Source organism: Pseudoxanthomonas taiwanensis (assembly GCF_010093135.1).
Taxonomy (GTDB): Bacteria; Pseudomonadota; Gammaproteobacteria; order Xanthomonadales; family Xanthomonadaceae; genus Pseudoxanthomonas; species Pseudoxanthomonas taiwanensis.
This window is the reverse complement of record NZ_PDWK01000041.1, coordinates 1-26,486: the sequence shown is the minus strand read 5'-3', so window position 1 is coordinate 26,486 and position 26,486 is coordinate 1. Positions and strand designations below refer to the sequence as shown.

The 26,486-nt window shown below is 72.3% G+C and carries 18 protein-coding genes and 1 pseudogene; 8 read left to right on the top strand and 11 right to left on the bottom strand.

Annotation, left to right across the window (positions count from 1 at the left end):
* Positions 1-123 precede the first annotated feature (123 nt).
* The 6 genes and pseudogenes from CR938_RS09125 to CR938_RS09100 form a co-directional block, all read right to left on the bottom strand.
* The gene (locus tag CR938_RS09125; protein ID WP_162124714.1) at positions 124-1,620 is read right to left on the bottom strand and encodes a mannitol dehydrogenase family protein; all 1,497 of its coding nucleotides are present in this window, start codon (positions 1,618-1,620) and stop codon (positions 124-126) included.
* 61 nt (positions 1,621-1,681) lie between these two features.
* Entirely contained in the window at positions 1,682-4,423 is a 2,742-nt protein-coding gene (locus CR938_RS09120; protein WP_162124713.1) for a glycoside hydrolase family 3 protein, read from the bottom strand.
* 27 nt (positions 4,424-4,450) lie between these two features.
* The gene (locus CR938_RS09115; RefSeq protein ID WP_246191029.1) at positions 4,451-6,115 is read right to left on the bottom strand and encodes a glycoside hydrolase family 43 protein; all 1,665 of its coding nucleotides are present in this window, start codon (positions 6,113-6,115) and stop codon (positions 4,451-4,453) included.
* A 22-nt stretch (positions 6,116-6,137) separates the two neighbouring features.
* The gene (manD, locus tag CR938_RS09110; RefSeq protein WP_162124711.1) at positions 6,138-7,394 is read right to left on the bottom strand and encodes a D-mannonate dehydratase ManD; all 1,257 of its coding nucleotides are present in this window, start codon (positions 7,392-7,394) and stop codon (positions 6,138-6,140) included.
* Positions 7,395-7,410: 16 nt separating this feature from the next.
* Positions 7,411-9,378 (bottom strand): annotated as a pseudogene (locus tag CR938_RS09105) (sialate O-acetylesterase); the annotation flags it as partial.
* Positions 9,379-9,386: 8 nt separating this feature from the next.
* On the bottom strand, positions 9,387-11,588 hold the full coding sequence (locus tag CR938_RS09100; RefSeq protein WP_162124710.1) for an alpha-glucuronidase family glycosyl hydrolase: 2,202 nt from the start codon (positions 11,586-11,588) through the stop codon (positions 9,387-9,389).
* A 191-nt stretch (positions 11,589-11,779) separates the two neighbouring features.
* Here CR938_RS09100 and CR938_RS09095 point away from each other — a divergent pair, with 191 nt between their 5' ends.
* Complete coding sequence (locus CR938_RS09095; protein ID WP_425502430.1) at positions 11,780-12,838, top strand: LacI family DNA-binding transcriptional regulator; 1,059 nt, start codon at positions 11,780-11,782, stop codon at positions 12,836-12,838.
* Positions 12,839-12,919: 81 nt separating this feature from the next.
* Here the strand turns inward: CR938_RS09095 and xylA are convergent, their stop codons facing one another.
* Complete coding sequence (gene xylA, locus CR938_RS09090) at positions 12,920-14,254, bottom strand: xylose isomerase (protein ID WP_162124708.1); 1,335 nt, start codon at positions 14,252-14,254, stop codon at positions 12,920-12,922.
* Positions 14,255-14,299: 45 nt separating this feature from the next.
* Positions 14,300-15,793, bottom strand: coding sequence for a xylulokinase (gene xylB / locus CR938_RS09085; RefSeq protein WP_162124707.1), 1,494 nt, complete (start codon positions 15,791-15,793; stop codon positions 14,300-14,302).
* A gap of 285 nt (positions 15,794-16,078) precedes the next feature.
* Between xylB and CR938_RS09080 the strand changes: the two genes are divergently transcribed.
* From CR938_RS09080 to plsB, 4 genes are all read left to right on the top strand, one after another.
* Positions 16,079-16,942, top strand: coding sequence for a 5'-nucleotidase, lipoprotein e(P4) family (locus tag CR938_RS09080; RefSeq protein ID WP_162124706.1), 864 nt, complete (start codon positions 16,079-16,081; stop codon positions 16,940-16,942).
* Positions 16,939-17,670: an orotidine-5'-phosphate decarboxylase gene (pyrF, locus tag CR938_RS09075; protein WP_162124705.1), complete on the top strand. Its 732-nt coding sequence runs from the start codon at positions 16,939-16,941 to the stop codon at positions 17,668-17,670. Before CR938_RS09080 ends, pyrF begins: the two co-directional genes overlap by 4 nt.
* Positions 17,671-17,884: 214 nt before the next feature.
* The gene (locus CR938_RS09070) at positions 17,885-18,823 is read left to right on the top strand and encodes a hypothetical protein (RefSeq protein ID WP_162124704.1); all 939 of its coding nucleotides are present in this window, start codon (positions 17,885-17,887) and stop codon (positions 18,821-18,823) included.
* Positions 18,824-18,830: 7 nt separating this feature from the next.
* Positions 18,831-21,452, top strand: coding sequence for a glycerol-3-phosphate 1-O-acyltransferase PlsB (gene plsB / locus CR938_RS09065; RefSeq protein ID WP_162124703.1), 2,622 nt, complete (start codon positions 18,831-18,833; stop codon positions 21,450-21,452).
* 34 nt (positions 21,453-21,486) lie between these two features.
* On the opposite strand, the gene CR938_RS09060 is transcribed toward plsB, so the two are convergent.
* A complete protein-coding gene (locus CR938_RS09060; RefSeq protein WP_162124702.1) occupies positions 21,487-21,690 on the bottom strand; it encodes a YdcH family protein in 204 nt (67 codons plus the stop codon).
* Between the two features lie 58 nt (positions 21,691-21,748).
* Between CR938_RS09060 and ttcA the strand changes: the two genes are divergently transcribed.
* Genes ttcA through CR938_RS09045 form a run of 3 tightly spaced genes read left to right on the top strand, consistent with a single transcriptional unit; the run spans position 21,749 to position 24,432 of the window.
* Entirely contained in the window at positions 21,749-22,645 is an 897-nt protein-coding gene (ttcA, locus tag CR938_RS09055; protein ID WP_162124701.1) for a tRNA 2-thiocytidine(32) synthetase TtcA, read from the top strand.
* 48 nt (positions 22,646-22,693) lie between these two features.
* Complete coding sequence (locus tag CR938_RS09050) at positions 22,694-23,599, top strand: recombination-associated protein RdgC (RefSeq protein WP_162124700.1); 906 nt, start codon at positions 22,694-22,696, stop codon at positions 23,597-23,599.
* 41 nt (positions 23,600-23,640) lie between these two features.
* The gene (locus CR938_RS09045; RefSeq protein WP_162124699.1) at positions 23,641-24,432 is read left to right on the top strand and encodes a YgjP family zinc-dependent metalloprotease; all 792 of its coding nucleotides are present in this window, start codon (positions 23,641-23,643) and stop codon (positions 24,430-24,432) included.
* Positions 24,433-24,461: 29 nt separating this feature from the next.
* On the opposite strand, the gene CR938_RS09040 is transcribed toward CR938_RS09045, so the two are convergent.
* Both CR938_RS09040 and CR938_RS09035 read right to left on the bottom strand, forming a co-directional pair.
* A complete protein-coding gene (locus tag CR938_RS09040) occupies positions 24,462-25,664 on the bottom strand; it encodes an RNA-guided endonuclease InsQ/TnpB family protein (RefSeq protein WP_162124698.1) in 1,203 nt (400 codons plus the stop codon).
* The gene (locus CR938_RS09035) at positions 25,658-26,284 is read right to left on the bottom strand and encodes an IS607 family transposase (RefSeq protein WP_162124697.1); all 627 of its coding nucleotides are present in this window, start codon (positions 26,282-26,284) and stop codon (positions 25,658-25,660) included. Before CR938_RS09035 ends, CR938_RS09040 begins: the two co-directional genes overlap by 7 nt.
* Positions 26,285-26,486 lie beyond the last annotated feature (202 nt).

Sequence of the window (26,486 nt, the reverse complement as noted above, 5' to 3'; positions counted from 1 at the left end):
TGAACAACGATTCCTGAGTGACGTCTGCACCGCGCATCCCACGCCCTCCACTATGGCTGAGGTCGATATCGCAAACAGAGGGCTTGAAAGCAAGCTCTGGCGCGGGAGAATTTCAACAAGCTGCTAGGTACGCGCCAGCGCCGCCGCCACCGCCTCCGGGCCCGCCCCGCCCAGCGCCGCATAGGCCTGGCGCAGCGCACCGGCGAAGCGCGGCTCCGCGGCCAGCGGGCCGAACACCGCTTCCAGCGCCAGGAACGCGGCCACGTCGGCCGCGGGATCGCCGCCGAGCGAGCGGCCCAGGGCGGCCAGGGTGTCGGCCAGCGGATCGACCAGGGCCACGCCGGCGCGCGCCTGCCGGCGCACGAAGCACATCCACCCGGCCACCGGCAGGCACAGGCGGTCGATGGGGCGGCCGGCGGCCAGGGCCTCGGCGATGGTGCCCAGCAGGCGCACCGGCAGCTTCTGCGAGCCGTCCCAGGCGATCTGCGCCAGCAGGTGGCGGATGGCCGGGTTGCGGAAGCGCGCCAGGATCGCGTCCACGTAGGCCTGCGGATCGAAGCCCGGCATGGCCGCCAGCGAGGGCACGATGTCCTCGCGCATCAGGCGCTCGACGAAGCCGGCCAGCGCCGGATGGCGCATGGCCTCGGCCACCGTCTCCAGGCCCAGCAGCGAGCCGAGGTAGGCCAGGGCCGAATGCGGGGCGTTGAGCAGGCGCAGCTTGGCGCGGTCGTAGCCGGCGATGTCGGCGCCGACCACCACGCCGGCGTGCTCCAGCGGCGGACGGCCGTGGCGGAAGTCGTCCTCCACCACCCACTGCGCGTACGGCTCGCGCTGCACCGGCCAGGCGTCCTCCATGCCCAGGGCCGCGGCCACCTGCGCGCGCAGCGTCTCGTCCGTGGCCGGGGTGATGCTGTCGACCATCGAGCGCGGGAAGCCGGCCTCGCGTCCGATCCAGGCCGCCAGGTCCGGATCGAGGCGGCCGGCGTAGTCCAGCACCGCGCGGCGCAGGCGGCCGCCGTTGTCGGCCAGGTTGTCGCAGCTGAGCACGGTGTACGGCGGCAGCCCGCGCTCGCGGCGCAGGCGCAGGCCCTCCACCAGCCAGCCGATGGCGCTGACCGGTTCGCGCGGGTGGGCCAGGTCGTGGGCGATGTCCGGGTGCGCGGCGTCCACGCCATCTGCCGACAGGCAGTAGCCCTTCTCGGTGATGGTCAGGGTCACCAGGCGCACGGCGGGGTCGGCCAGGCGCGCGGCCACCGCCTCGCGCTGCTGCGGCGCGCACAGCACCTCGCGGATCGCGCCGACCACCCGCAGTCGCGGCGGCTGCTCCATCAGCACCAGGGTGTACAGGCCGTCCTGCGGCGCCAGCGCGTCGCGCACGCCGGGGCTGTGCAGCGACACCGCGCTGATCGCCCAGTCCGGATCGGTGGCCAGCAGCTCGTCCAGGTACACCGCCTGGTGGGCGCGGTGGAACGCGCCCGGGCCGAAATGGACGATGCCGATGCGCGTGCGCGCGCGGTCGTAGGCCGGGCGCGCCACGGCGGCCGGCAGCGTGGACAGGGCCGCCTCGCAGAGGCGGGAGGGAACGGATGGGGACTGGGAAGACACGGATCGCTGGGACATGGGGGAGGAAACATGGCGGCGCCGTCGGCCGGGGCCGGCGGCGCCGCCGGATGCAGGCGCGCTAGCGGACCACAGTGAAACGCCCGCGCACGCGGATGTCGGCGGAGGACGCGCCCACCTGCACCTCGTACTCGCCCGGCGCGACGGTCCAGCCGCCGGCGGCCTCGTCGTAGCGGCGCAGGTCGCGCACCGGCCGCAGCTCGAACACCAGCTCGCGCGCCTCGCCCGGCGCCAGATGCACGCGCTGGAAGCCGCGCAGCTCGCGGCGCGCGCGCAGCTGCCCCGGGCGGGTGGGCGCCAGGTACAGCTGCACCACCTCCTCGCCGGCGCGCGTGCCCTCGTTGCGCACCGTCACCGCCACGCGCAGGGGCTCGTCCACGCCCACGCGCGCCTGCCCCAAAGCCAGGCCGGAATAGCCGAAGCGGGTGTAGGACAGGCCGTGGCCGAACGGATACAGCGGCCGGCCGTCGAAGTAGCGGTAGGTGCGGCCCTCCATGCGGTAGTCGTCGAAGGCCGGCAGTTTCTCTTCGGCGCTGTAGAAGGTGACCGGCAGGCGGCCGGCCGGGTTGTAGTCGCCGAACAGCACGTCGGCCACCGCGTTGCCGCCGCGCTGGCCCGGGTACCAGGCCATCAGGATCGCCGGCAGGTGCTGCTGCGCCCAGTCGATGCCCAGCGCCGAACCGGCGGTCAGCACCAGCACCACCGGCTTGCCGGTGGCGTGCAGTGCCTCCAGCAGGCGCTGCTGCGGCGCCGGCAGGCGGATGTCGGTGCGGTCGCCACCGGAAAAGCCCGGGTAGTCCACGCGCATCTCCTCGCCTTCCACGTCGCCGGTCAAGCCGCCGACGAACACCACCACCTCGGCCTGGCGCGCCGCCTCCAGCGCGGCCTCGAACGGCGGCCTGGCCCCTGGCAGCTCCCAGCCCAGACGCACCGCCGCGTCACGCTCGTGGTCGTACATCTCCAGGCGCAGATCGTAGGCGCGGCCGCCCTCCAGCGGCAGGCGCACGCTGGCCGCCTGCATGCGGTCGCTGTCCTGCCAGCGGTCGAGCACGAGGCGGCCGTCCAGGTACAGGCGGAAGCCGTCGTCGGCCGCCACCTCGATGCGGTACTGGCCGCTGACCGGCGGCAGCAGCTGGCCGCTCCAGCGGATGCTGAAGCCGTCGGCGGGGATGGCCTGGTGGGCCTCGGCGTCGCCGCGGGCCAGCAGGTTGTCGGTGGGCGAGCCGCGGTCCCAGCGGAAGCCGATCTGCGGGTCCACACGCACCAGCGCCGGCTCGCCGGCCAGGTCGCGGTTGCGGAAGTATTCGCCACGCAGGCCACGCTCGCGCGCGCCCGGCGCCGGGCGCAGGTACTGCGGCTCGATCAGCGGCGCCGCACCCGGATCCTCGCGGCCCTCGACCAGGTCGGCGCCGCGGGCGTACAGGACCTCGGCCTGTGGCAGCGCCTCGCGGATGCCGCGCAGGATGGTCACCGGGTCGGCCGGGGTGCCGTAGTAGTTGCCCAGCAGCGCCATGGGATCGTCTGCGGTCGGGCCGATCACGGCGATGCGGCGGATGTCGCGCGACAGGGGCAGCAGGCCGTCGTTCTTCAGCAGCACGATGGACTTGCGCGCGGCGGCCAGCGCCAGCGCATCGTGCTCCGGCGCCTGGTTCACCGACGGCAGCAACTGCGCCCAGGACAGCGCCTCCGGCGGATCGAACATGCCCAGGCGCATGCGGGCGGTGAACAGCCGGGTGAGCGCCGCGTCGATCTCGGCCTCGTCGATCAGCCCCTGGCGCACTGCCTCCGGCAGCGTCCCGTACTCGCTGCCGCACTCCAGCTCGGTGCCGTTGCGCACCGCCAGGGCGGCGGCCTGCTCGCGCGTGGCCACGATCCGGTGGTGCTTCCACACGTCCACGATGGCCCAGCAGTCGGACACCACGTAGCCGGAAAAGCCCCAGTCGCGGCGCAGCACGTCCTGCAACAGGAAGCGGCTGGCACTGGCCGATTCGCCATGGACGCGGTTGTAGGCACCCATCACCGCGGCCACGTTGCCCTCCTTCACAAGGGCCTCGAAGGCCGGCAGGTAGGTTTCGTACAGGTCGCGACGGTCCGGGCGGGCGTCGAAGTGGTGGCGGTCGGCCTCCGGCCCGCTGTGCACGGCGAAGTGCTTGGCGGTGGCGTCCAGCTTGCGGTAGCGCTGGCCCTGCGCATTGGCCGGCGCCGGTTCGTCCTCGCCCTGCAGGCCACGGACGAAGGCCACGCCCATGCGCGCGGTGAGGAACGGGTCCTCGCCATAGGTCTCCTGGCCGCGGCCCCAGCGCGGGTCGCGGAAGATGTTGATGTTGGGCGACCAGAAGGTCAGGCCCTGGTAGCGGCCGCGCCTGCCCTCGCGGGCGAAGGCGTGGTGCTTGGCGCGCGCCTCGTCGCCGATGGCGCGCGCCACCTGCCCCATCAGCGGCACGTCGAAGGTCGCGGCCAGGCCGATGGCCTGCGGGAACACGGTGGCCTGGCCTGCGCGGGCCACGCCGTGCAGCGCCTCGTTCCACCAGTCGTAGGCGGGCACGCCAAGGCGCTCGATGGCCGGGGCGGCGTTCTGCATCTGCGCGGCCTTCTCCTCCAGGGTCATCGCCGCCACCAAGGCGGCGGCGCGTTCCTCGAAGCTGCGCGAGGCGTCCAGCCAGGGCCGCGCCTGCGCATCGGCGGGCCCTTCGGCCTGCGCCGCCCAGCCCGGCGCCGCGGCCAGCAGCGCCGCCAGGCACCCGGCCCCGGGGGGGCCCCGGCGCGCCGCCCCGCCTGCTCCATGCGAACTGCTGCCGTGCATGGTCCTGCCCTCCCGTGTCGTGGTGGATCAGCGCGCGCCTTCCTCGCGCGCGAACGGGCCGAGCACCGCGCCGACGAAGCCGCCGGCCACCTCGGTGCTGAGGATGCGCCCGTCGGCGTCTTCGACCAGCCACTGCCAGCCGCCGCCGGTGTCGTAGCCGAACGAATACGCGCCCTCGTTGCCGGCGATCTTCAGCTTCACCTCGCGGCCGGCCGCCACCGTGCGCGAGGCCAGCACCTCGGCCGGCGCATCGCCCGCGCGCCGCTCAAGGAACACCTCCAGGCCGTCGTCCGCACGGCGCGTGCCGAGGAAGAACCAGTACTGCTCGCTCTGCACCGCGGCCAGGCCGGCGGCCACGCCCGCGGCCGGCGCCTCCAGCGCGGTGCTGGCCTCGAACACCAGGTGCTGCTGGCGGCGTCCGAGAAAGGCGGGGTTGTGCAGGGTGTCCAGGTTCTCGGCCTGCGGATGGATGGCCAGCATGCCCGGGCGGCTGGACAGGTCGGCCCACTCGGTCTTCGGGATGCGCATGCGGATCCACGAGCGGTCCAGGGTCGGGCCATTGAAGTCGTCGCGCCAGGTGAAGTTGCCACTCCACGGCGCCTGGTCGACCGGGCCGCCGACCGTGGCCGGCGCGCGCACGATGCGCGGGATCACCTCGCCCCTGGGCAGGATCCGCGGCCAGCCGCCCTCCTCCCACTCCACCGGCAGCAGGAACGTCTCGCGGCCGGTGTTGTAGTGGCGGCCCTCATACAGGCGGCTGGCCAGGAACACCGCCCACCAGCGGCCGTCCGGGCCTTCCACCAGGTCGGCGTGGCCGGCGTTGGCGATCGGCGCCGGCCGGTCGGCCGGCAGATCGCGCTGGGTCAGGATCGGGTTGCCCTCGTACGGCTCGTACGGCCCCCAGATGTTCCGGCTGCGGGCCACCACCTGCGAATGGTTCACCGAGGTGCCGCCCTCGGCGCAGACCAGGTAGTACCAGCCGTCGCGCTTGTAGATGTGCGGGCCCTCGATCCAGATCGGGTTGGTGGACGGGTCCATGCCGCCGTCCAGCAGCACGCGGCGCGGGCCCACCGGTTTGCCGGCGGCCAGGTCCATCTCCTGCATCCAGATGGCGCGGTGGCCCTCGTAGCGCGGCGGGCCTTCCGGCGCGTCGTTGTTGATGATGTAGACCTTGCCGTCGTCGTCGAAGAAGAACGACGGGTCGATGCCCTCGATGTCCGGCAGCCACACCGGGTCGGACCACGGGCCGGCGGGGTCCTTGGCGGTGACGTAGAAATTGCCGCCGGCGTCCACCGCGGTGGTGACCACGTAGAAGGTGCCGTCGTGGTACTCGATGGTCGGGGCGAAGATGCCGCGCGAGGTGCCCAGGCCGTCGAAGTCCATCATGCCCGGGCGGTCGATCACGTGCCCGATCAGGTTCCAGTGCACCAGGTCGGTGCTCTCGAACACCGGGATGCCGGGGAAGTGGGTGAAGCTGGAGTTGACCAGGTAGTAGCGGCCGTTGGCGCGGACGATGCTCGGGTCCGGGTAGTAGCCGGCCAGGATCGGGTTGCGGTAGTGCCCCGGCGGCAGCGGCTGCTCGAAGGCGGCGTCGCGGCCGGTGTACTCGTACCAGTCGAAGTGCACCGGCTCGGCCGCGGCGGCGGCGAAGCCGGCACAGGCCGCCAGTGCCAGCAGCAGCGCCCCGGCCACGCTGCCCGGGCGCCGGCCGCGCTCACCAGTCCCAGAGGGTGCCGTCCTCGAGGCGGGCGATGGGCAGCTGCCTGGGCGAGTACGGGTAGCGCGCGGCCAGCTTCTCGTCGATGTCCACGCCATGCCCCGGGGTGTCGCCGACGTGCAGGCGTCCGTTACGGAAGACGTAATCATGGGGAAACACCTCCTCGGTCCGATCGTCGTGGAACATCCATTCCTGGATGCCGAAGTTGGGCACCCAGGTGTCGAAATGCAGGGCCGCGCCCATGGTCACCGGCGACAGGTCGGTGGCGCCGTGGAAGCCGGTGCGCACCTGGTGCAGGGCGGCGAAGTCGGCGATGCGGCGCACGTGGGTGATGCCGCCGCCGTGGACGATGGTGGTGCGGATGTAGTCGATGAGCTGGTTCTCGATCAGGTACTTGCAGTCCCAGATCGAATTGAACACCTCGCCCACCGCCAGCGGCGTGACCGAATGGCGGCGGATCAGCTCGAAGGCCTTCTGGTTCTCGGCCGGGGTGGCGTCCTCCAGCCAGAACAGGCGGTAGGGCTCCAGGTCGCGGGCCAGGCGCGCGGCCTCGATCGGGGTCAGGCGGTGGTGCACGTCGTGCAGCAGCTCGACCCCGTTGCCGTGGTCGCGGCGCAGCCGCTCGAACAGCTTCGGCGCCGTCTCCAGGTAGCGCGGGGTGTTCCACACCGTCTCGGCCGGCAGCTCGCTCTCGGCCGGCTCGTAGGCCTTGCCGCTGGACACGCCGTAGGCCTTCTTCACGCCCGGCACGCCGCACTGCGCGCGCACCGCAAGGAAACCCTGCTCGATGAAGCGGCCCACGGCGTCGGAGGCCTCGGCGATGTCGCGGCCGTTGGCGTGCCCGTACACCAGCGCGCCCTCGCGCGAACGGCCGCCCAGCAGCTGGTACAGCGGCAGCCCGGCCATCTTGCCGAGGATGTCCCACAGGGCCACGTCCACCGCGGCGATCGCGGTCATGGTCACCGGGCCGCGCCGCCAGTAGGCGCCGCGGTACAGGAACTGGAACATGTCCTCGATGCGGCCGGCGTCGCGGCCGATCAGGTTGGGCACCACGTGGTCCTGCAGGTAGGCGGCCACGGCCAGCTCGCGGCCGTTGAGGGTGGCGTCGCCCAGCCCGTACACGCCCGAGGCGGTGGGGATCTTCAGGGGGACGAAGTTGCGCCCCGGGCAGGTGACGATGACCTTCGCGTCCACGATGCGGCGATCGCGGGCGGAGCCTTGCGTGGGGGTCTCGGTCTGGGCGGGGGTGTTCATCGTGCGGGGGAGTCCTGCTCTCGGGGGAGGGAACGGAAAGCTGGAACGGTCCGGCCGGCAGGCCGTTGCCGTCGTAGAGCGTGCACACCGGGTTGTCGCCCCAGCAGTAGCGCACACGGGCCGGCTGCATGCCTTCGGCGCGCAGCAGCACGCGCCGGTCCTGCAGCCGCGCCTGCGCCCAGCGGCAGGAGCCAGGCCCCTCGCCGCACAGCTCGAAGCCGATCGGGCCGTCGGCGCCGAACGCCTGCAGCCCGGCCTCGACGTCGGTGAAGTCCACCTCGACCGCGCCGTCCACCCGGCGGGCCGCGCGCGGCACCGGGCCGGAGGGCGGCAGCGCCTGGCCGTACACCACGTGGCGGGCCACCCGCGCCAGGCGCCGGCCCAGCTCCTGCTTGTTGGCCGGGTGGATGTCGTAGCGGTCGCCGATGTCGATGGCCACGGCCAGCCCGGTGGCCGGATCCTCGGCGGCGACCAGGCGCTGTGCCTCGCGCACCCCGGCCCAGCCGCTCTCGGCCGGTTCGCTGCGCGGCATGCCGAAGCCGGCCAGCTGCACCACCAGCAGCGGCAGGCGCGCGCCGAAGCGGGCGCGCCAGTCGGCGCGCAGCGCGCGCAGCAGGCCGGCGTAGCGCTCCGGCTCGCCGGTGTTGGATTCGCCCTGGTACCACAGCGCCCCGCGCAGGCCGTAGCCGCCCAGCGGCGCGATCATGCCGGCCGCCAGCGTGGACAGCCCCGCCGCACTCTGCCACGGCGCCCGCGGCGGCGTGCCCAACTCCGGCGGCGCGATCCGGTACTGCCAGGCCGGAGCCAGCGGCACGCGGGTGCCGTCGGCCAGCTCCAGCGCGTGCGCCGAAGCCGGCCCGGCCAGGCCGCCGTCGCGCCAGGTGTCCAGCACGTTGACCACCACCTCGTTGCGGCCGGCGCGCAGCAGGCCGGGCGGCAGGCGGTAGCGGCGCTCGCCGCCGGCACCGTAGGTGCTGCCCACCGCCCGGCCGTTGACCCAGGTCATGTCCACCTCGTCGGCCGGCCCCAGCACCAGGGTGGCCTCCTGCGCCGCCTGCGCCGCGTCGAGCACCACGTGGCTGCGGTACCAGACCATGCCGTCGAAGCCGGCCAGCTCCGGCACGCCCCACTGCTCCCAGGCGCCCAGCTGCGCGGGCGCGTCGCGCCACTGGCCGGGGCCCTCCCACGGCCGGTCGTCGGCCGGCACGCCGGGACGCGAGCTCCACCAGGCCTGCCACAGCCGCCCCCAGTCGGCGATGCCGGCCAGCGGATCGGCCGCGTAGCGGTCCAGCACGTCCAGCTCGGCGTCGTACTGGCCGGTGGCGCGTAGCGCCGGCGCGCTGATCCAGGCCTCGATGCGCGAACCGCCCCAGGCCGCGTTGACCAGGCCCATCGGCACGTCCACGTGCTTCTGCAGCTCGCGGGCGAAGTAGTAGCAGGCCGCCGAGAAGTCGCGCACCGAGTCGGTGGTCACCGGCCGCCATTGCACCGGCTGGCCGAAGTCCCACTGCGGCACCAGCGCCTCGCGCTGCGGCACGGTCAGCAGGCGGATGCGGTCGTTGGCCGCGCCGGCCAGCTCGGCACGCGCGTCCAGCGCGCGCCAAACCTGCAGCTCCATGTTCGACTGGCCCGAGCACAGCCACACGTCGCCGACCAGCACGTCCTCCACGCGCTGCGCCCGCGCGCCGGCGCGCACCTGCAGCACGTGCGGGCCGCCGGCCGGCAGCGCCGGCAGGCGCGCCTCCCAGTGGCCGTCGGCACCGGCGCGCACGCTGGCGCGGCGGCCGGCCAGCTCCACCCGCACGGCCTGGCCGGGTTCGGCCCGGCCCCACACCCGCACGGGCTGGTCGCGCTGCAGCACGGCGTGGTCCTGGAACAGCGGATGCAGCAGCGGTGCCTGCTCCGCGCCATGGGCGGACGCGCCCAGGGCCAGCAGCAGGGCGAGGACGGTGGCACGTGGCGGTGTCAGGCGGTGCGGTGTCATCGGTGGCATCAGTGGTGGCCGGGGGCGTGCGGGAATTCCAGCGACTTGTAGTACTCCAGCGGCCGCGGCGGCGGCGCATGGCCGGGCGGCAGCGGCAGACCGTTGATCGACTGCCAGTAGGCGATGCTGGCGTCGCGCCACCACTGCGCCTCCTTCTCCTGGATGGCCAGGAAGGCGGCGACCTGGGCGTGGCGCTCGGCATCCACCAGGCCCTCCAGGCGCGCCCAGGTGGCACGCATCCGCCGCACCTGCGCCACGCCGCGGTCGTAGCGGGCCACCAGCTCCTCCCACAGGGTGCGGCCGGAGGCCATGCGGTAGTCCCAGGGCAGGTGGTGGAACCACAGCAGCAGCGTCTCCGGCGTGGTGGCCGGGTCGTCGAACAGGCGCGCCACCGGCGGCGCGTACTGCGAGACCGCGTCCGAGCCGCGCGTGCTGCGGTCGAAGCCGATGCCCTGGCGGGTGGCGCGGTGGAAGTACACCGAGGTCCAGTCCGCGCGCGGGCCGCCCTCGACCCACGGGCCGGGGCCGTAGTGGTGGCCGCGGCCCATCAGGTGGTGCAGGCCCAGCGGGGTCATGTAGTCCACCACCGCCTCGCGCGAGGCCATCATCATCTCCACCACCGGTCCGGTCACGCGCGGGTCCGGGGCGAAGGTCATGCGCGCCCACTCCTCGGCGATGTCGCGCGCGGAGGCCTCCGGGTCCCAGGCCAGGCGGCCGAACGCGTACCAGTTGGCCTGGTCGAAGTGCGACCCGCTCCAGTTGCGGTCGGCGCCGATGTTGGCCACGCCGGCCATGCCGGTGAGGCGGTAGCCGTGCAGCGAGCCGTCCACCACCTTCGCGACCGTGGAGCCCTCGCCGCGGACATGGGTGTCCGCCCGCAGGGTCTCCTCGAACAGCGGCCCCAGGTACACCAGGTGGGTGGCGAAGCCCAGGTACTCCTTGGTGATCTGGAATTCCATCATCAGCGGCGTGCGCGGCATGGCGCCGAACAGCGGATGGAAGGGCTCGCGCGGCTGGAAGTCGATGGCGCCGTTCTTGACCTGTACCAGCACGTTGCCGGCGAAGCGGCCGTCCAGCGGCACGAACTCGTTGTAGGCCTGCTTGGCACGGTCCTCCGGCTCCTCGTCGGAGTACACGAAGGCGCGCCACATCACCACGCCGCCGTGCGGGGCCAGCGCCTCGGCCAGCATGTTGGCCCCGTCGGCGTGACTGCGGCCGTAGTCCTGCGGCCCGGGCTGGCCCTCGGAGTTGGCCTTGACCAGGAAGCCGCCGAAGTCGGGGACGTGGCGGTAGATCTCGTCCACCTTCTCCTTCCACCAGCGGCGCACCGCCGGGTCCAGCGGGTCGGCGGTGGGCAGCCCGCCGATCTCGCGCGGGGCGGAGAAGCGCGCGCTCAGGTACACGCGGATGCCGTAGGGGCGGAACACCTCGGCCAGCGCCGCCACCTTCTCCAGGTACATCGGCGTCAGCACCAGGGCGTTGGAGTTGACGTTGTTGAGCACCGTGCCGTTGATGCCGATGGAGGCGTTCGCGCGGGCATAGTCGGTGTAGCGCGGGTCACGCCAGTCCGGCAGCTTGTGCCAGTCCCAGATCGAGGCGCCGGCGTAGCCGCGCTCGACGGTGCCGTCCAGGTTGTCCCAGTGGTTGAGCACGCGCAGCTGCACGCGCGGCGCCTCGCGCAGGTCCAGGCCGCGCAGCGGCCGGCCGGTCTGCAGCAGGCGCAGGTAGTGGAAGGCGCCGTACAGCACGCCCACGTCCTCGTTGGCGGCGATCACCGTGGCCTGGCGGCCATCCACGCGCAGGCTGCGGATCAGGTAGCCCTCGCGGCCCAGCCCGGCCAGTTCGCGGCGCAGCCCGGCCACGACCTTCGACGAGGCCGGCGTCCCGACCACCAGCGCGCCGTCGCGGCTGACCGCGGCGGACGACACCGGGGCCGCACCGAGCAGGCCTTCCAGGCCGCGCAGCAGTTCGGCGCGGGTGGCGCGCTGGGTGGGCGTGGCGGCCGGGGCGACCAGCTCGGTGGCGGCGGCGCGGTATTCCTCCGCCTGCGCCTGCGGCCGCGGCCGGTAGCGCAGCCACAGCGCGTAGCCGTCCTCCGCGTGCGCCACCGGCGCGGCCAGCACGACGCCGGCCAGCCACAGCAATGCCGCGGCCAGCGCGGCCGACCAGCGCCATCCCGCCGCGCGCGGCGGCCCCTCGGTAGTAGTCATGTTGTCCATTCCTCCCGCCGGCGCCGCATTTGCGCACACCGGCCCCGCGATGTTATCGGTACCATGCCGTTGTCGGCCGTGTCCACCCCGGCCCCTGCCGGGACGCGGCATGTCTTTCCATGCCGATTGCGGCGAAAATCCGTCCGTCGGGGGAGCTTCCTGGCCGCCGACCAGCACCGGAGGAAGCAGCATTGGGGACCACCAGCAAGCCGGCGCGCCGCAAGGGCCGCGCGATCACGATCCACGAAGTCGCCGCCCTGGCCCAGGTGTCGCCGATGACGGTGTCCCGCGTCATCAACGGCAATGCCAATGTGCGCGAGGCCACCCGCGAGAAGGTCATGCGCGCGGTCGAGCAGCTGGGCTACACGCCCAACCTGGCCGCCCGCTCGCTGGCCGCCGCCCAGGGCACGCGCATCGCCCTCATCTACACCAACCCCTCCGGCGCCTACCTGAGCGAGTTCCTGGTCGGCGCCCTGCGCGGCGCCGCGCGTACCGCCACCCAGCTGGTGGTGGACACCTGGGACGGCCTGGGTGCCGATGGCGAGCGTGCCGCGGCCCGCGCGCTGGCCAAGAACGTCTCCGGCGTGATCCTGCCGCCACCGCTGTGCGAGTCGCGCGGGGTGATCGCCGAGCTGACCTCCGCCGGCGTGCCGGTGGTGGCGCTGGCCTCGGCGCGCTCCAGCGAGGAGATCTCCAACGTCCGCATCGACGACTTCCGCGCCGCGCGCGAGATGACCGCCTACCTGATCGCGCACGGGCACACCCGCATCGGCTTCATCAAGGGCCATCCCAACCAGACCGCCAGCGCGCGCCGCCACGAGGGCTTCCAGGCGGCGCTGCAGGAGGCCGGCATCGCACCGGACCCCGGCCTGGTGCAGCAGGGCTACTTCACCTACCGCTCCGGCCTGGAGGCGGCGGAGAAGCTGCTGTCCCGGCGCAAGCCGCCGACCGCGATCTTCGCCAGCAACGACGACATGGCCGCGGCGGTGATCTCGGTGGCGCACCGGCGCGGACTGGACGTGCCGCGCGACCTGTCGGTGGTCGGCTACGACGATACCTCGGCGGCGACCACGGTGTGGCCCGAGCTGACCACCATCCGCCAGCCCATCGCCGCCATGGCCGATTCGGCCGTGGACATCCTGCTGCGCAGCATCCGCCGCAAGGACCGCGACATCCACATGGTCGTGGACCACGTCGTGGCCCACGAGCTGGTGGAGCGTGCCTCGGTGGCCGCGCCACCGAAGGACTGAGCCCCGCTGCCGGGACGGGCCGCGTGACCCGCCCCGGCGGGCGCGGCGGCCGGCCGGTGCCGCGCCGCCGGCCCCGCTCCGTCAGCAGCGCACCAGGTACTGGTTGAGCAGGTTCTCGAAGCGCTCCTGCTTGCCGCTGGTCTGCTTCGGCTCGCCGTTCTTCGCCGCCAGCGCGACCAGGTCCTGCAGGGTCAGCTTGCCCTCCTCGAAGTCCTTGCCGGCGCCGCTGTCGAAGCTGGCGTAGCGCTCCTTGCGCCACTGCTCCCACGGCGACTGGGTCAGCAGCGCGTGCGCCACCTCCAGGCCGCGGGCGAAGGCGTCCATGCCGCCGATGTGGGCCAGGAACAGGTCCTCCATGTCGGTGGACTCGCGGCGCGGCTTGGCGTCGAAGTTCAGGCCGCCCGGCAGGCCGCCCTGGCGCAGCACCACCATCATCGCGCCGACGGTGTCGTACAGGTCGGTCGGGAACTGGTCGGTGTCCCAGCCGTTCTGCGGGTTGCCGCGGTTGGCGTCGATGCTGCCCAGCAGGCCGTGGTCGGAGGCCACCTGCAGGTCGTGCTCGAAGGTGTGGCCGGACAGGGTGGCGTGGTTGGCCTCGATGTTGAGCTTGAAGTCCTTCTCCAGGCCGTAGCGGTGCAGGAAGCCGGCGACGGTAGCCGCATCGAAGTCGTACTGGTGCTTCATCGGCTCCATCGGCTTGGGCTCGATGAGGAAGTAGCCCTTCAGGCCGATGCTGCGGCCGTAGTCGCGGGCCATGGCCAGGAAGCGCGCGAAGTGCTCGATCTCGCGCTTCATGTCGGTGTTGTGCAGGGTGGCGTAGCCCTCGCGGCCGCCCCAGAACACGTAGTGCTCGCCGCCGAGCTCGACGGTGGCCTCCAGCGCGTTCTTCACCTGCACCGCCGCGCGCGCCACCACGTTGAAGTCCGGATTGGTCGCCGCGCCGTTCATGTAGCGCGGGTGCGAGAACAGGTTGGCGGTGCCCCACAGCAGCTTCACGCCGGTGGCCTGCTGGCGCTCCTTGGCCAGGGCGACCATGTGCTTGAGGTTCTTCTCGTACTGGGCGATGTCGTCCGAGTCCGGGGCCAGGTCCACGTCGTGGAAGCACCAGTACGGCGCGCCCAGCTTGCTGATGAACTCGAACGCGGCGTCCACCTTGGCCTCGGCGGTGGCCATCGGATCACCCTTCTCCCACGGGAAGCGGCGCGTGCCCGGGCCGAACGGATCGGCGCCGGCGTTGCAGAAGGTGTGCCAGTAGCACACGGCGAACTTCAGGTGCTCGGCCATGGTCTTGCCGCCCACGACCCTGTTCGCGTCGTAGTGCTTGAACGCCAGCGGGTTGTCGGAGCCGGGGCCTTCGTACGGGATCCGGCCGATGCCCGGAAAATATTCCTTGGCGCCAATGAATACGTTGCTCATCGCTGTGCTTCCGTCGGTGTTGTATTTCGGAGTGGGGAACGCCGGTCAGCCCGCGTAGAGCGGCCGGATCGCGTCGAGGTGGGACAGGAACCGCTGGTACTGCGCCTGGTAGGCGGCGGTGGCCTCGGCGTGCGGGCGCGCCGACAGGCGCGGGTCCAGGCGCACGTGCGCGGCCGCCAGCGCGGCCAGGTCGGCGGTCGGGTCGTGCTGGCGCAGGTACGCCCACAGCGCCTGCAGCGCCGCGCCGAAGGCCGCGCCCTCGGCCTGCTCCGGCACGTCCACGGGCAGGCCGAACACGTCGGCGGCCATCTGCCGCCACACCGCGCTCTGGCTGCCGCCGCCAGTCAGGCGGATGGCGTCGAAGCGCATGCCGGCGTCCACGAAGGCGTCCCAGCCGGCCTTCAGGCTGTACAGCGCGCCTTCCATCGCCGCCCGGTACAGGTTGGGCACGGTCAGGTTGGTCGCGGTCATGCCGAACAGGCTGCCGCGGCCGTGCGGCAGGTCCGGGGTGCGCTCGCCGTTGAGGAACGGCAGCATCAGCAGACCGTCCGCGCCGGGACGAGTGCCGGCCAGCAGGGCATCGCCCTCGCGGGTGGAGAAGCCGCACAGACGCGCCACCGCCTCGGTGGCCACGGTGCAGTTCATGGTGCAGATCAGCGGCAGCCAGCCGCCGGTGGAATCGCAGAAGGCGGCCCAGCGCCCGGCCGGGTCCACCATCGCCCGGTCGGAGTAGGCGAACAGGGTGCCGGAGGTACCCAGGCTCATGCTCAGCACGCCCGGGCTGACGTTGCCGGTGCCGATGGCGGCCATCATGTTGTCGCCGCCGCCGGTCGAGACGCGCACGTTGCGCGGCAGGCCCAGCGCGTCGGCGGTGGCCGGGGCGATGGTGAACAGCGCGTCGGCCTGCACCAGCGGCGGCAGGCAGGCGGCCAGGTCGAAGTCCGGATCGGTGGCGCGCAGCAGCGGCCCGCACCACTGCCGGGTGCGCACGTCCAGCCAGCCGGTGCCGGAGGCGTCGCCGCACTCCATCCAGCGCTCGCCGGTGAGCCAGAAGTTCACGTAGTCGTGCGGCAGCAGGATGGTGGCCAGGCGCGCGTAGGCCTGCGGGCGGTGGCGGCGGGTCCACGGCAGCTTGGAGGCGGTGTAGCCGACCAGGATCGGGTTGCCGGCCAGCTCGATGCAGCGCGCCGGCCCGCCCACCGCGTCCATGATCTGGTCGCATTCGGCGGTGGAACTGGTGTCGCACCACAGCTTGGCCGGGGCCAGCACGTTGCCGTCCCGGTCCAGCGGCACGAAGCCGTGCTGCTGGCCGGACACGCCGATGGCCGCCACCCGCGCGCGCAGCGCCGGGTCCAGGCGGCCGAAGCAGGCGCGCACCGCGTCGATCCACCACTCGGCGCGCTGCTCGCGGCTGCCGTCCTCGCCGGCGGCCAGCTCCAGCGGCTGGCCGGCGCTGGCCACGACCTGGCGCGTGTCCGGATCGTAGGCGACTAGCTTGACGCTCTGGGTGCCGATGTCCAGGCCGACGAACAGGCTCATGCGCGCGCACCCTCCCCGTGCGGGATTTCGATGGCGTTGGCGGTGGTCATGGCGGCTCCTTGCGCGTGTCGGGCCGGCCGCATGTGCTGCAACGCAACAAAACCTGCGGCCATGGAAAATCCCGGCCGGAAACGCCCCCGGCCGGGATCAAGTTAGCGGTACCATTCTGGCGCTTTCTACCACTTCCGGCCAGTGGATGCATGCTGCGGGTGCGACGGCCGGGGCCGGGCGGCAGCCCGCGTGCGAGCCGGTAAACTGCGCGCCCAGTCCCCGCGAGATCGCCGCATGCGTCTTTCCCCGTTCCATGCCGCGCTGGCCGCGCTGGTCCTGGCCGCCTGCCAGCCGGTGCGCCCCGCCGCCCCCGCCGCCGCCGTCCCGGCCGACGACAACCTCAACGCCGTGCTGTGGGTGCAGCGCTCGGCCGAGTACCGCGCCGTGGCCAGCCAGGCCTACCGCGCCGCCATCGCCCGCCTGGACGAGGCCCTGGCGCAGCCGGACTGGGACGCGCTGGCGCCGGAGGAGCGCGAGAACCCGGCCGCCGGCCTGCCGCCGGCGGTGGTCCTGGACATCGACGAGACCGTGCTGGACAACTCGCCCTACCAGGCGCGCCTGGTGCGCGACGGCGGCGAATACTCCGACCCGGGCTGGGATGCCTGGGTGGAGGAGCGCAAGGCGCGGCCGGTGCCGGGCGTGCTGGAGTTCGCCCGCGAGGCCGACCGGCGCGAGGTGACCATGATCTACATCTCCAACCGCGCCACCTACCTGGAGCAGGCCACCCTGGACAACCTGCGCCAGGCCGGCCTGCCGGTGGCCGGCCCGGACGCCTTCCTCGGCCTGGGCACCCGGGTGGAGGGCTGCACCAGCCAGGGCAGCGACAAGGACTGCCGGCGCCGCCTGATCGGACGCAAGTACCGGGTGCTGATGCAGTTCGGCGACCAGCTGGGCGACTTCGTGCGCATCGAGGACAACACCCCGGCCGGGCGCCAGAAGCTGCTGGAGCGCTTCGACGGCTGGATCGGCCAGCGCTGGTGGGTGCTGCCCAACCCGACCTACGGCAGCTGGGAGCCGGCCCTGTTCGGCAACGACTGGAAGCAGCCGCGCGAGGCGCGCCGCGCCGCCAAGCGCGCCGCCCTGGAGACCGCGCCGTGAGCCGGCCTCCGCTGCCGCTGGCGCCGGAGGAGCGCCTGATCTTCGCCCTGGACGTGCCCGGCCGCGCCCAGGCGCTGGAATGGGTGGACCGCCTGGGCGAGGCGGTGCGCTTCTACAAGATCGGCATGGAGCTGCTGGCCTCCGGCGAGTACTTCCAGGTGCTGGACGCGCTTGCCGCGCGCGGCAAGCGCGTGTTCGTGGACCTGAAGTTCTTCGACATCCCGGCCACCGTGGCCGGGGTCATCCGCGGCCTGGGCCGCTGGAAGATCGACTACTGCACCATCCACGGCTGGCACCCGGCGATGATGCGGGCCGCCGCCGAGGCCAATGCCGGCGACATGCGCCTGCTGGCGGTGACCGTGCTGACCTCGATGGACGGCGCCGACCTGCGCGCCATGGGCATCGAGCGCGAGCCGGAGCAGGTGGTGGTCGAGCGCGCCCTGGCGGCACAGGCGGCCGGCATCGACGGGGTGATCGCCTCCGGCCGCGAGGCCGCCCCGATCCGCCGCGCCACCGGTCCCGGCTTCTCCATCGTCTGCCCGGGCATCCGTCCCGGCGGCCCGGCCGGCGACGACCAGAAGCGCAGCATGGGCGTGGCCGAGGCCTTCGCCGCCGGCGCCGACGCCATCGTGGTCGGCCGGCCGATCCGCAACGCGCCGGACCCGCGCGCCGCCGCGGCGGCCATCCAGGCCGAGATCCTCGCGGCACTTGGCGTTTCGAATCAGTAACTTGCGCGTGCAATCTTCACGTATTGCTCAAAATCCTGACCGGGGGTAGGATGGCCCGGTCCGACCCGATGGTCGGAGCCGTGCCACAACACGATGTCCTCCGGCTCAGGCCGGTTGGGGGAGGCTTCCGGGCCTCCCCTTTTTGTGTCCGCCGGTTGCCCGCCGGCGGCGGCTGCCGCCACACTCGGGCGGTTTGGACCCGGGGGACTGCTGCATGCATCCAACGCGCCTTCGCCCGCGCGCCACCGCCCGCCGCCCCGTGCTGGGGCTGCTGCTGGCCGCGCTGCTGCTGGCCGGCTGCCGGCAGGCACCGCCCGAGCTGCCCGGCGCGGCCAGCGAACCGGCCGGCGCGGTGCGCCTGCTGGCCACCCACCTGCAGAACAACGACCTGGTGGGCTTCGCCCGTGACGCCCTGCCGCCGGAGGAACACGCCCGGCTGGCCGCGGCCTGGCGCGAGGACCGCAGCCGCTGGCCGGTGACCGAGCTGCCGCTGGACGAGCACCTGGCCGGGCTGCTGGCCGCCCTGGCCGCCCCCGATTCCGAGATCACCCTGCGCCGCCACTTCGACCGCCAGTTCGCCGGCCAGGACGCCGCCCTGCACGAGGCGGCCCGCTCGCTGGCCCTGTTCGGCGCCCAGTACCTGCGCGTGCAGGGCGACTACAGCCCGGAGGAACGCGAGCACTACACCCAGCTGGTGACCGCGCTGGGCAGCTGGGCCGAGCAGGCCCCGCTGGGCCATCGCGAGCACGCCTACGCGGCCATCGACCGGCTGGCCGCCGCGGCCCGCGCCACCGGCCTGGCCAGCGAGGAGGACCTGCGCCAGGCCGGCATGGAGGAGACCCTGCGCCGGCTGGGCCCGTTCCTGGGCGAGTGCAAGGGCGTGCTGGCCAGCTACGGCCTGGACCTGGACCGCAGCCTGGCCGACCTGCGCACCGGCCTGGTCCAACAGGACGGCGACCGTGCCACCGTGCGCGTGCACTATCCCCTAGCCGGGGCCGAGATCGACACCGTGGTCAGCCTGGCCCGGCGCAACGGCCGCTGGTACCTGACCGACTACCTGGAGCACGCCGCCAGCCTGCTGGCCACCCCGGAGGACGGGGACGGCGCCCCGGCGGACGCGGTTCCGGCAGGCGCCCCGCCGCCTGCGCGATAATCGCCCCATGCCTGAACAGGATTCCCTCCCCTTCCCGGACCCGCCGCCCGGCGGTCCGGCCCGGACGCCGCCCACCGATGCCGGCGCTCCCGCCCCCCGCGCGGCCCGTGGCCGCCCGGCGCGGCGGCCGCTGTGGGCGCGCCTGCTGGGCCGCCTGGCCGACCCGTGGCTGGAGCTGAAGCTGGAGCCGGCCGAGCTGCCGGTGCGGGACGACGACCCGCGCCCGATCTGCTCCGTGATCGAGGACTACGGCCTGTCCAGCGCCCTGATCCTGGACAAGGCCTGCCGCCAGGCGGGCCTGCCCTCGCCGCTGGTGCCCCTGCCAGGCGACCCGCTGGGGCGCAAGCGCGCCTACCTGGCGCTGTCGCGCCGCCACGTCACCCCGCTGATCCCCGACCAGCGCCCGGCCGCTCGCACCCATTCGGACTCGCTGGCGCGCCTGCTGCAGGCCCACCGCGACGACCCGTCCCTGGACGTGCGCCTGGTGCCGGTGTCCATCTTCGTCGGCCGCGCCCCGGACCGGCACAGCGGCTGGTTCTCGGTGCTGTTCTCGGAGAACTGGGCCATCGTCGGCCGCTTCCGCCGCCTGCTGGCGGTGCTGCTCAACGGCCGCGACACCCTGGTGCGCTTCGCCAACCCGGTGTCGCTGCGCGAGACCGTGGCCGAGGGCCTGCCGCCGGAGCGCACGGTGCGCAAGCTGCAACGCGTGCTGCGCGCGCACTTCCGCCGCATCCGCGCCGCGGTGATCGGTCCGGACCTGTCCACCCGGCGCCTGCTGGTGGACAAGGTCCTGGCCTCCGAGACCGTGCGCGAGGCCATCGCCGACCAGGCCCGGCGCGAGGGCATCAAGCCGGCCGATGCCTGGCGCAAGGCCCACGCCTACGCCTGGGAGATCGCCGCCGACTACTCGCACCCGGTGGTGCGCTCGGCCAGCTTCCTGCTGACCCCGATCTGGAACCGCATCTACCGCGGCGTGCTGGTCCACCACCTGGACCGGCTCAAGGAGGTCGCGCCCGGCCACGAGGTGGTCTACGTGCCCTGCCACCGCAGCCACATGGACTACCTGCTGCTGTCGTACCTGCTGTACGAGCGCGGCATCGTCCCGCCGCACATCGCCGCCGGCATCAACCTCAACCTGCCGGTGGTGGGCACCATCCTGCGCAAGGGCGGCGCCTTCTTCATGCGCCGCAGCTTCCGCGGCAACCCGCTGTACTCGGCGGTGTTCACCGAGTACGTGGCGCAGCTGGTGTCCGGCGGCTACTCGCTGGAGTACTTCATCGAGGGCGGGCGCTCGCGCACCGGCCGGCTGCTGCAGCCCAAGGGCGGCATGCTGGCCATGACCGTGCGCGCCTACCTGCGCCAGCCCACCCGCCCGGTGCTGTTCCAGCCGGTCTACATCGGCTACGAGAAGCTGATGGAGGGCAACAGCTACCTGGACGAGCTGTCCGGCAAGCCCAAGCAGAAGGAGTCCATCTGGCAGCTGCTGACCAGCATCCCGCGGGTGCTGCGCTCCAACTACGGCCAGGTGGTGGTCAACTTCGGCGAACCGATCCGCCTGGACGAGATCCTGGCCCGCCACGCCCCGGACTGGGACGGCCGCCCGCTGCAGGAGGACGAGAAGCCGGCCTGGCTGTCCAACACCGTGGACGCCCTGGCCCAGCGCATCCAGGTCCACATCAACTGCGCGGCCGACGTCAACCCGATCAACCTGCTGGCGCTGGCCCTGCTGTCCACGCCCAAGCACGCAATGGGCGAGGCCGACCTGCTGGCGCAGATCGCCCTGTCCAAGACCCTGCTGGCCGAGCTGCCGTATTCGGACCGCTGCACCGTCACCCCGCACACGCCCGGGGAGATCATCGCCCACGGCGAGGAGATCGGCGTGCTCAGGCGCATCCCCCATCCGCTGGGTGACGTGCTGAGCGTGGCCGACGAGGAGACGGCGGTCCTGCTGTCGTACTACCGCAACAACGTCATCCACCTGTTCACCGCCTCCTCGTGGATCGCCTGCTGCTTCCAGCACAACCGGCGCATGAGCCGGCGCACGCTGGTGCGGCTGGGCCGCACGGTGTACCCGTTCCTGCAGGCCGAACTGTTCCTGCCCTGGAGCGAGGACGAGTTCGCCGAGCGCATCGACCGGATCGCCGACCTGTTCGTGCGCGAGGGCCTGCTGCAGCAGATCAACGACGACGAGGGCGGGATCCTGCAGCGCAGCCAGGGCCAGAGCGACGAGGTGTTCCGCCTGCGCGCCATCGGCCACACCCTGCAGCAGGCCTTCGAGCGCTACTACATCGCCATCTCGGTGCTGGTGAAGAACGGCCCCGGCACGCTCGGCGCGGCCGAGCTGGAGAGCCTGTGCCAGCTGGCGGCGCAGCGCCTGAGCCTGCTGTACGCGCCGGCCGCGCCGGAGTTCTTCGACAAGAGCCTGTTCCGCGGCTTCATCCAGAAGCTGCGCGAGATGAAGCTGGTGTGGCCGGACCAGAACAACAAGCTGGTGTTCGACGACCGCCTGGACGTGTGGGCCAAGGACGCCAAGCTGATCCTGGGCCGCGAGCTGCGCCACACCATCGAGCGGGTCAGCCCGGAGGCGGCCGCCTCCGCGGCGCCGGAGCAGGCCCCGGCGGGCGAGTGAAACCGCGCCCCGCCCGCCGCCCGGCGGGCGGGGTTCAGGCCGGCTCGTCCGGGATCAGCGCGCTCTCCAGCCGGGCGATGCAGTCCTTCAGCTGCAGCTTGCGCTTCTTCAGCCGCCGGGCCTCCAGCTCGTCGCAGGGGCCGGCCTCCATCTGCCGGATGCGCTCGTCCAGCGTGCGGTGCTCACGGCGCAGTTCCGCGAGGCGGCGGGCGATTTCGGCGGCGTCGCGCGTGTCCACGGCCGGAGCATAGCGCCGCCGGCGGGGCCAGGCACCCGCCGGCCGGTACAATGGCGGCATGTCCGTCGTCCTGCCCCTGCCCGAACCCGTCTCCCGCCGCCCCGATCCGCGCCAGGCGGAACGGGAGCAGGCCAAGCTGGCCAAGCGCCTGCGCCGCCAGGTCGGCCAGGCCATCGCCGACTACGGCATGATCGAGGACGGCGACAAGGTCATGGTCTGCCTGTCCGGCGGCAAGGACAGCTACACCATGCTCGACATCCTGCTGCAGCTGCAGAAGAAGGCGCCGGTGCGCTTCGAGCTGGTGGCGGTGAACCTGGACCAGAAGCAGCCGGGCTTCCCGGAGCATGTGCTGCCCGAGTACCTGCGCTCGATCGGTGTGCCGTTCCACATCATCGAGCAGGACACCTACTCGGTGGTCAGCCGGGTGATCCCGCAGGGCAAGACCATGTGCTCGCTGTGCTCGCGCCTGCGCCGCGGCGCGCTGTACACCTTCGCCGAGCAGCACGGCTTCACCAAGATCGCCCTGGGCCACCACCGCGACGACATGGTGGCCACGTTCTTCATGAACCTGTTCCACCACGCCAGGCTCTCGGGCATGCCGCCCAAGCTGCTGTCCGACGACGGCAGGCACGTGGTGATCCGCCCGCTGGCCTACGTGCGCGAGGCGGACATCGTCCGCTACGCCGAGGCGCGCGGCTTCCCGATCATCCCCTGCAACCTGTGCGGCAGCCAGGAGAACCTGCAGCGCAGGCAGGTCGGGCAGATGCTGCGGCAGTGGGAAAAGGAGCATCCGGGCCGGGTCGAGCAGATCGCCCGCGCCCTGGCCGACGTGCGCCCCTCGCAGCTGGCCGACCGCAACCTGTTCGACTTCCTGTCGCTGGGCCACCGCGAGGGCGCCGCGCGCGCCGACGCGCACGCCTGGCTGGCCGGCGAGCCGCACGCCCGCGACGAGTGACGGCGTGCGCCACCCGGCCCTCCCCCGATTTCCCCACCGGTTTCCCGCATGTTCTTCCGCAACCTGACGTTCTTCCGCTTTCCCGCCAGCCACGACTTCTCCCGGCTCGACGAACTGCTGCCCGAGGCCGCGCTGCGCCCGGTCGGACCGCTGGAGCTGTCCTCGCGCGGCTTCATTTCCCCGTTCGGCCGCGGCGAGGAGGCGCTGTCGCACCGCATCGGCGACGCGGTGTGGCTGGCGGTGGGCGGCGAGGACAAGATCCTGCCGGCGGCGGTGGTCAACGACCTGCTGGCGCGGAAGGTGGCCGAGATCGAGGAGAAGGAGGGCCGCAAGCTCGGCGGCCGCGCGCGCAAGCGCCTGAAGGACGACCTGCTGCACGAGCTGCTCCCGCGCGCCTTCGTCAAGAGCTCGCGCATCGACGCCATGCTCGACCTGCAGCACGGCTTCCTGGCGGTGGACACCTCCTCGCGCAAGACCGCCGAGACGGTGGCCTCGGAGATCCGCCGCGCCCTGGGCAGCTTCCCGGCCATCCCGCTCAACGCCGAGGTCGCCCCGCGCAGCGTGCTGACCGCCTGGATCGCCGGCGAGCCGCTGCCGGAGGGCATGAGCCTGGGTGAGGAATGCGAGCTGAAGGACGCGATGGACGGCGGCGCCGTGGTCCGCGCACAGAACCAGGAGCTGCAGTCGGACGAGATCGCCAAACACCTGGAAGCCGGCAAGCAGGTGACGAAGCTGGGCCTGAACCTGGACGACCACCTGTCCTTCGTCCTGGGCGAGGACCTGGTGGTGCGCAAGCTGAAGTTCCTGGAGGGTGCGGTGGACCAGCTGGAGAGCACCGAGCGCGACGACCTGCGCGCCGAGCTGGACGCGCGCTTCGCCCTGCTGGCCGGCGAGGTGCGGCGCCTGTTCCTGGTGCTGGAATCGGCGCTGAAGCTGAGCAGGGCCGAGGCCTGAGCGCGCCCGGCCCCCGCCGCGGCCGGGCGTAGAATCGGCCCATGCCCCCGCCGTCCTTCCGCCGCACGCCCCCCGCGCCACGGCGCGTGGAGCGCGACACGCTCGAACTGGCGCTGGACGACGGCCGCCTGCTCACCGTGCGGCGCGTGCGCGACCCGCGCGCGCGGCGGCTGAAGCTGAGCGTGGACGAGCGCGGCGCGCGCCTGACCCTGCCGCCACGCGCCAGCCTGGCCGCCGGCGAGCGCTTCCTGCACGAGCACCGCCACTGGCTGCAGGCGCAGCTGCAACGGCAGCTGCCGGCCGGCGGCGCGCCGCTGCCGGTGCTGGAACCGGGCCGCACCGCGGCGCTGCCCCTGCGCGGCAGCGAGGTGCCGCTGCACTGGCACGAGGGCCGCTTCGTGCACGTGGCCCGCGACGGGGCCGGCGTGCACGTGCACCTGCCGCCGCGTGCCGGCACCGCCAGCCTGCAGCGCGCGCTGCGCGCCTTCCTCGAGGCCGAGGCCCGCGCCGACATCGGCCGCTGGCTGCCCGCCTACCTGCCCGGGCTGCCGCGCGCGCCACGGCGGATCCGGCTGAAGGTGCTGTCCTCGCTATGGGGCTCGCTGGCCCCCGACGGCAGCCTGTCCCTGGACCTGGCCCTGGTGCTGGCGCGGCCGTCGGCCTTCGAGTACGTGCTGGTCCACGAGCTGTGCCACCTGCTGCAGGCCAACCACTCGCCCGCGTTCTGGCGCGAAGTGGAGGCGCGCTGCCCGCACTGGCGCGCCGAGCGCGACTACTTCCGCGCCGAGGGCCGGCGGCTCAAGGCCACCCTGCGCGCCCTGCTGGGCGGGTGAACCGTTCTGCAATACCTACGCAAACCTAGTCATTTCTGACTAAGTCTGCTGCTTGCTTCCTGCTTCACCGAGGCCGGTTTTGCTGCGGTCGTGCGACCGCAGCCAGAGCCTTCCTCTCCACAGGCTGACACGGCGGAACTCGCCGCGTATGTGGCAAGGTTTCTTGCCGCATTCAGATCCCGGTCATGGCGTGTGCCACAGTCCGGGCAAATCCACTGCCGCACGGATAGCGGCATGGCCTCCTGCACCGATCCGCACGCCGAGCAGGTCTTGCTGCTCGGAAACCAGCGATCGGCGACCACCACACGCCCGCCCCGGCGCTCGGCCTTGTACTCCAGTTGCCGCCTGAACTCGTGGAAGCTCATGTCGGCAATGGAGCGGGCCAGATGGCGGTTCGCCATCATGCCGCGCACGTTCAGGTCCTCGATGCCGACGGTATGGAACCGGCGCGTGATCTCTGTGGTGAGTTTGTGCAGGGCATCGAGGCGGATGTTGGCGATACGGGCATGCAGCCGCGCCAGCTTCGCCTTGGCCTTCCGGCGGTTGCGGGAGCCTTTCTGCTTGCGCGACAGGCTCCGCGAGAGCCTGCGCAAGCGGTCCAGCAATGCCTTGTGTGGCTTGGGGCCGGGGATCGGCGGTTCTCCCGTCGAGAGCGTTGCCAACGCCGAAACACCCAAATCCACGCCCACAATGCCTTGGTTTTCGGCTTTGCATTTGGGTGGGTCTTCGGTGTCCACGGCGATGCTGACAAACCAACGGTCGGCCACACGGGAGATGGTGGCCGACATGATCTTGCCAGCGAAGCGCAACGACTCCCGCATGCGCACCCAGCCCAGGTTGGGGATGCGAATGCGGCAGCCGTCGATGTCGAACTGGTCGTTGGTGAGCGTGAAGCGGTCGTGCACGCCCTTCTTGCGGAATTGCGGATAGCGGGCGCGGCCCGCAAAGAAGTTCTGGAACGCTTGGCCCAACTGGATGATGGCCATCTGCGGTGCGCACTTGGTGACTTCGAGCATCCACGGGAATTGCTCGCGCTTGATGGCGTTGAGTTGGCGTCGCAGCGCGGCTTGCGAGGGCTTCGGTAGACTATTGTCGGCCTTCCACGCATCGTACTGGCGCTTCCACTCGTCCAGCGCCCAGTTGTAGGCGAATCGCGCCACTCCGCACGCGCGAGCAAAGTAGGTCGCCTGCGCGTTGTTCGGATCAAGCGCGATCTTGTGGGCGATCAGCATTGCGATGCCTCCACCGCCTTCCGCACGCCATCGAGCAGCTTCTGGTTCTTGCGCGAGCGGCTGCCGTACAGCCGGGCACTGAACACGGTGATGATTTCCAGCACATCCTTTGCCAGGTCTTCCTCGAACGTCGTGTCCTCACCCTGGTTGAGGATGACCACCTCGACCTGCTTGGCTTCGCAGATGGCGAACACCAGTTCCGCGCCGAAGCGCAGCAGCCGGTCTTTGTGGGTGATGACCAGCCGCCCCACCTGGCCGTCGATGATGGCATCCAGCAGCCGCTTGAGACCCTTCTTGTGATAGTTCATGCCGCTGCCGAGATCGGCGATGACCTCGAACGTCCAACCTTGGCGGGCGCAGTACAGTTCCAGCACCTGCTTCTGCCGCTCCAGATCGTCCTTCTGGTCGTGGCTGGAAACGCGGGCGTAGGCGACCGTGCGGCGCTCTGCATCCGCCTCGGCGCGAAACATCTCCGGCTTGAGCTTGGCGAGGTCGTAGCGCCGATGGCCGCCCGCCGTGTGTTCGGCGGCCAGCCTGCCCGATGCCTCCCAGCGGCGCAGCGTCGTGATGGACACGCCAAGCGCTCGCGCAGCTTCACCTATGCTCACCAATCTCCCCATTTTGGAGATATTAGCATAGGTATGGATAGATTCAATTTAATATGTTCGCACCCTTCCGGGCCGGCGGCGCTAGGATGCCCGGTCCCCAAGCCGGAGCCGTGCCCATGCGCCACCGCACCCGCACCGTCCTGTCCGCCACCCTGGCCGCACTGTTGCTGGCCGCCTGCCAGCGCGAACCGGCCGCGCCGGCCGCCAGCGACAC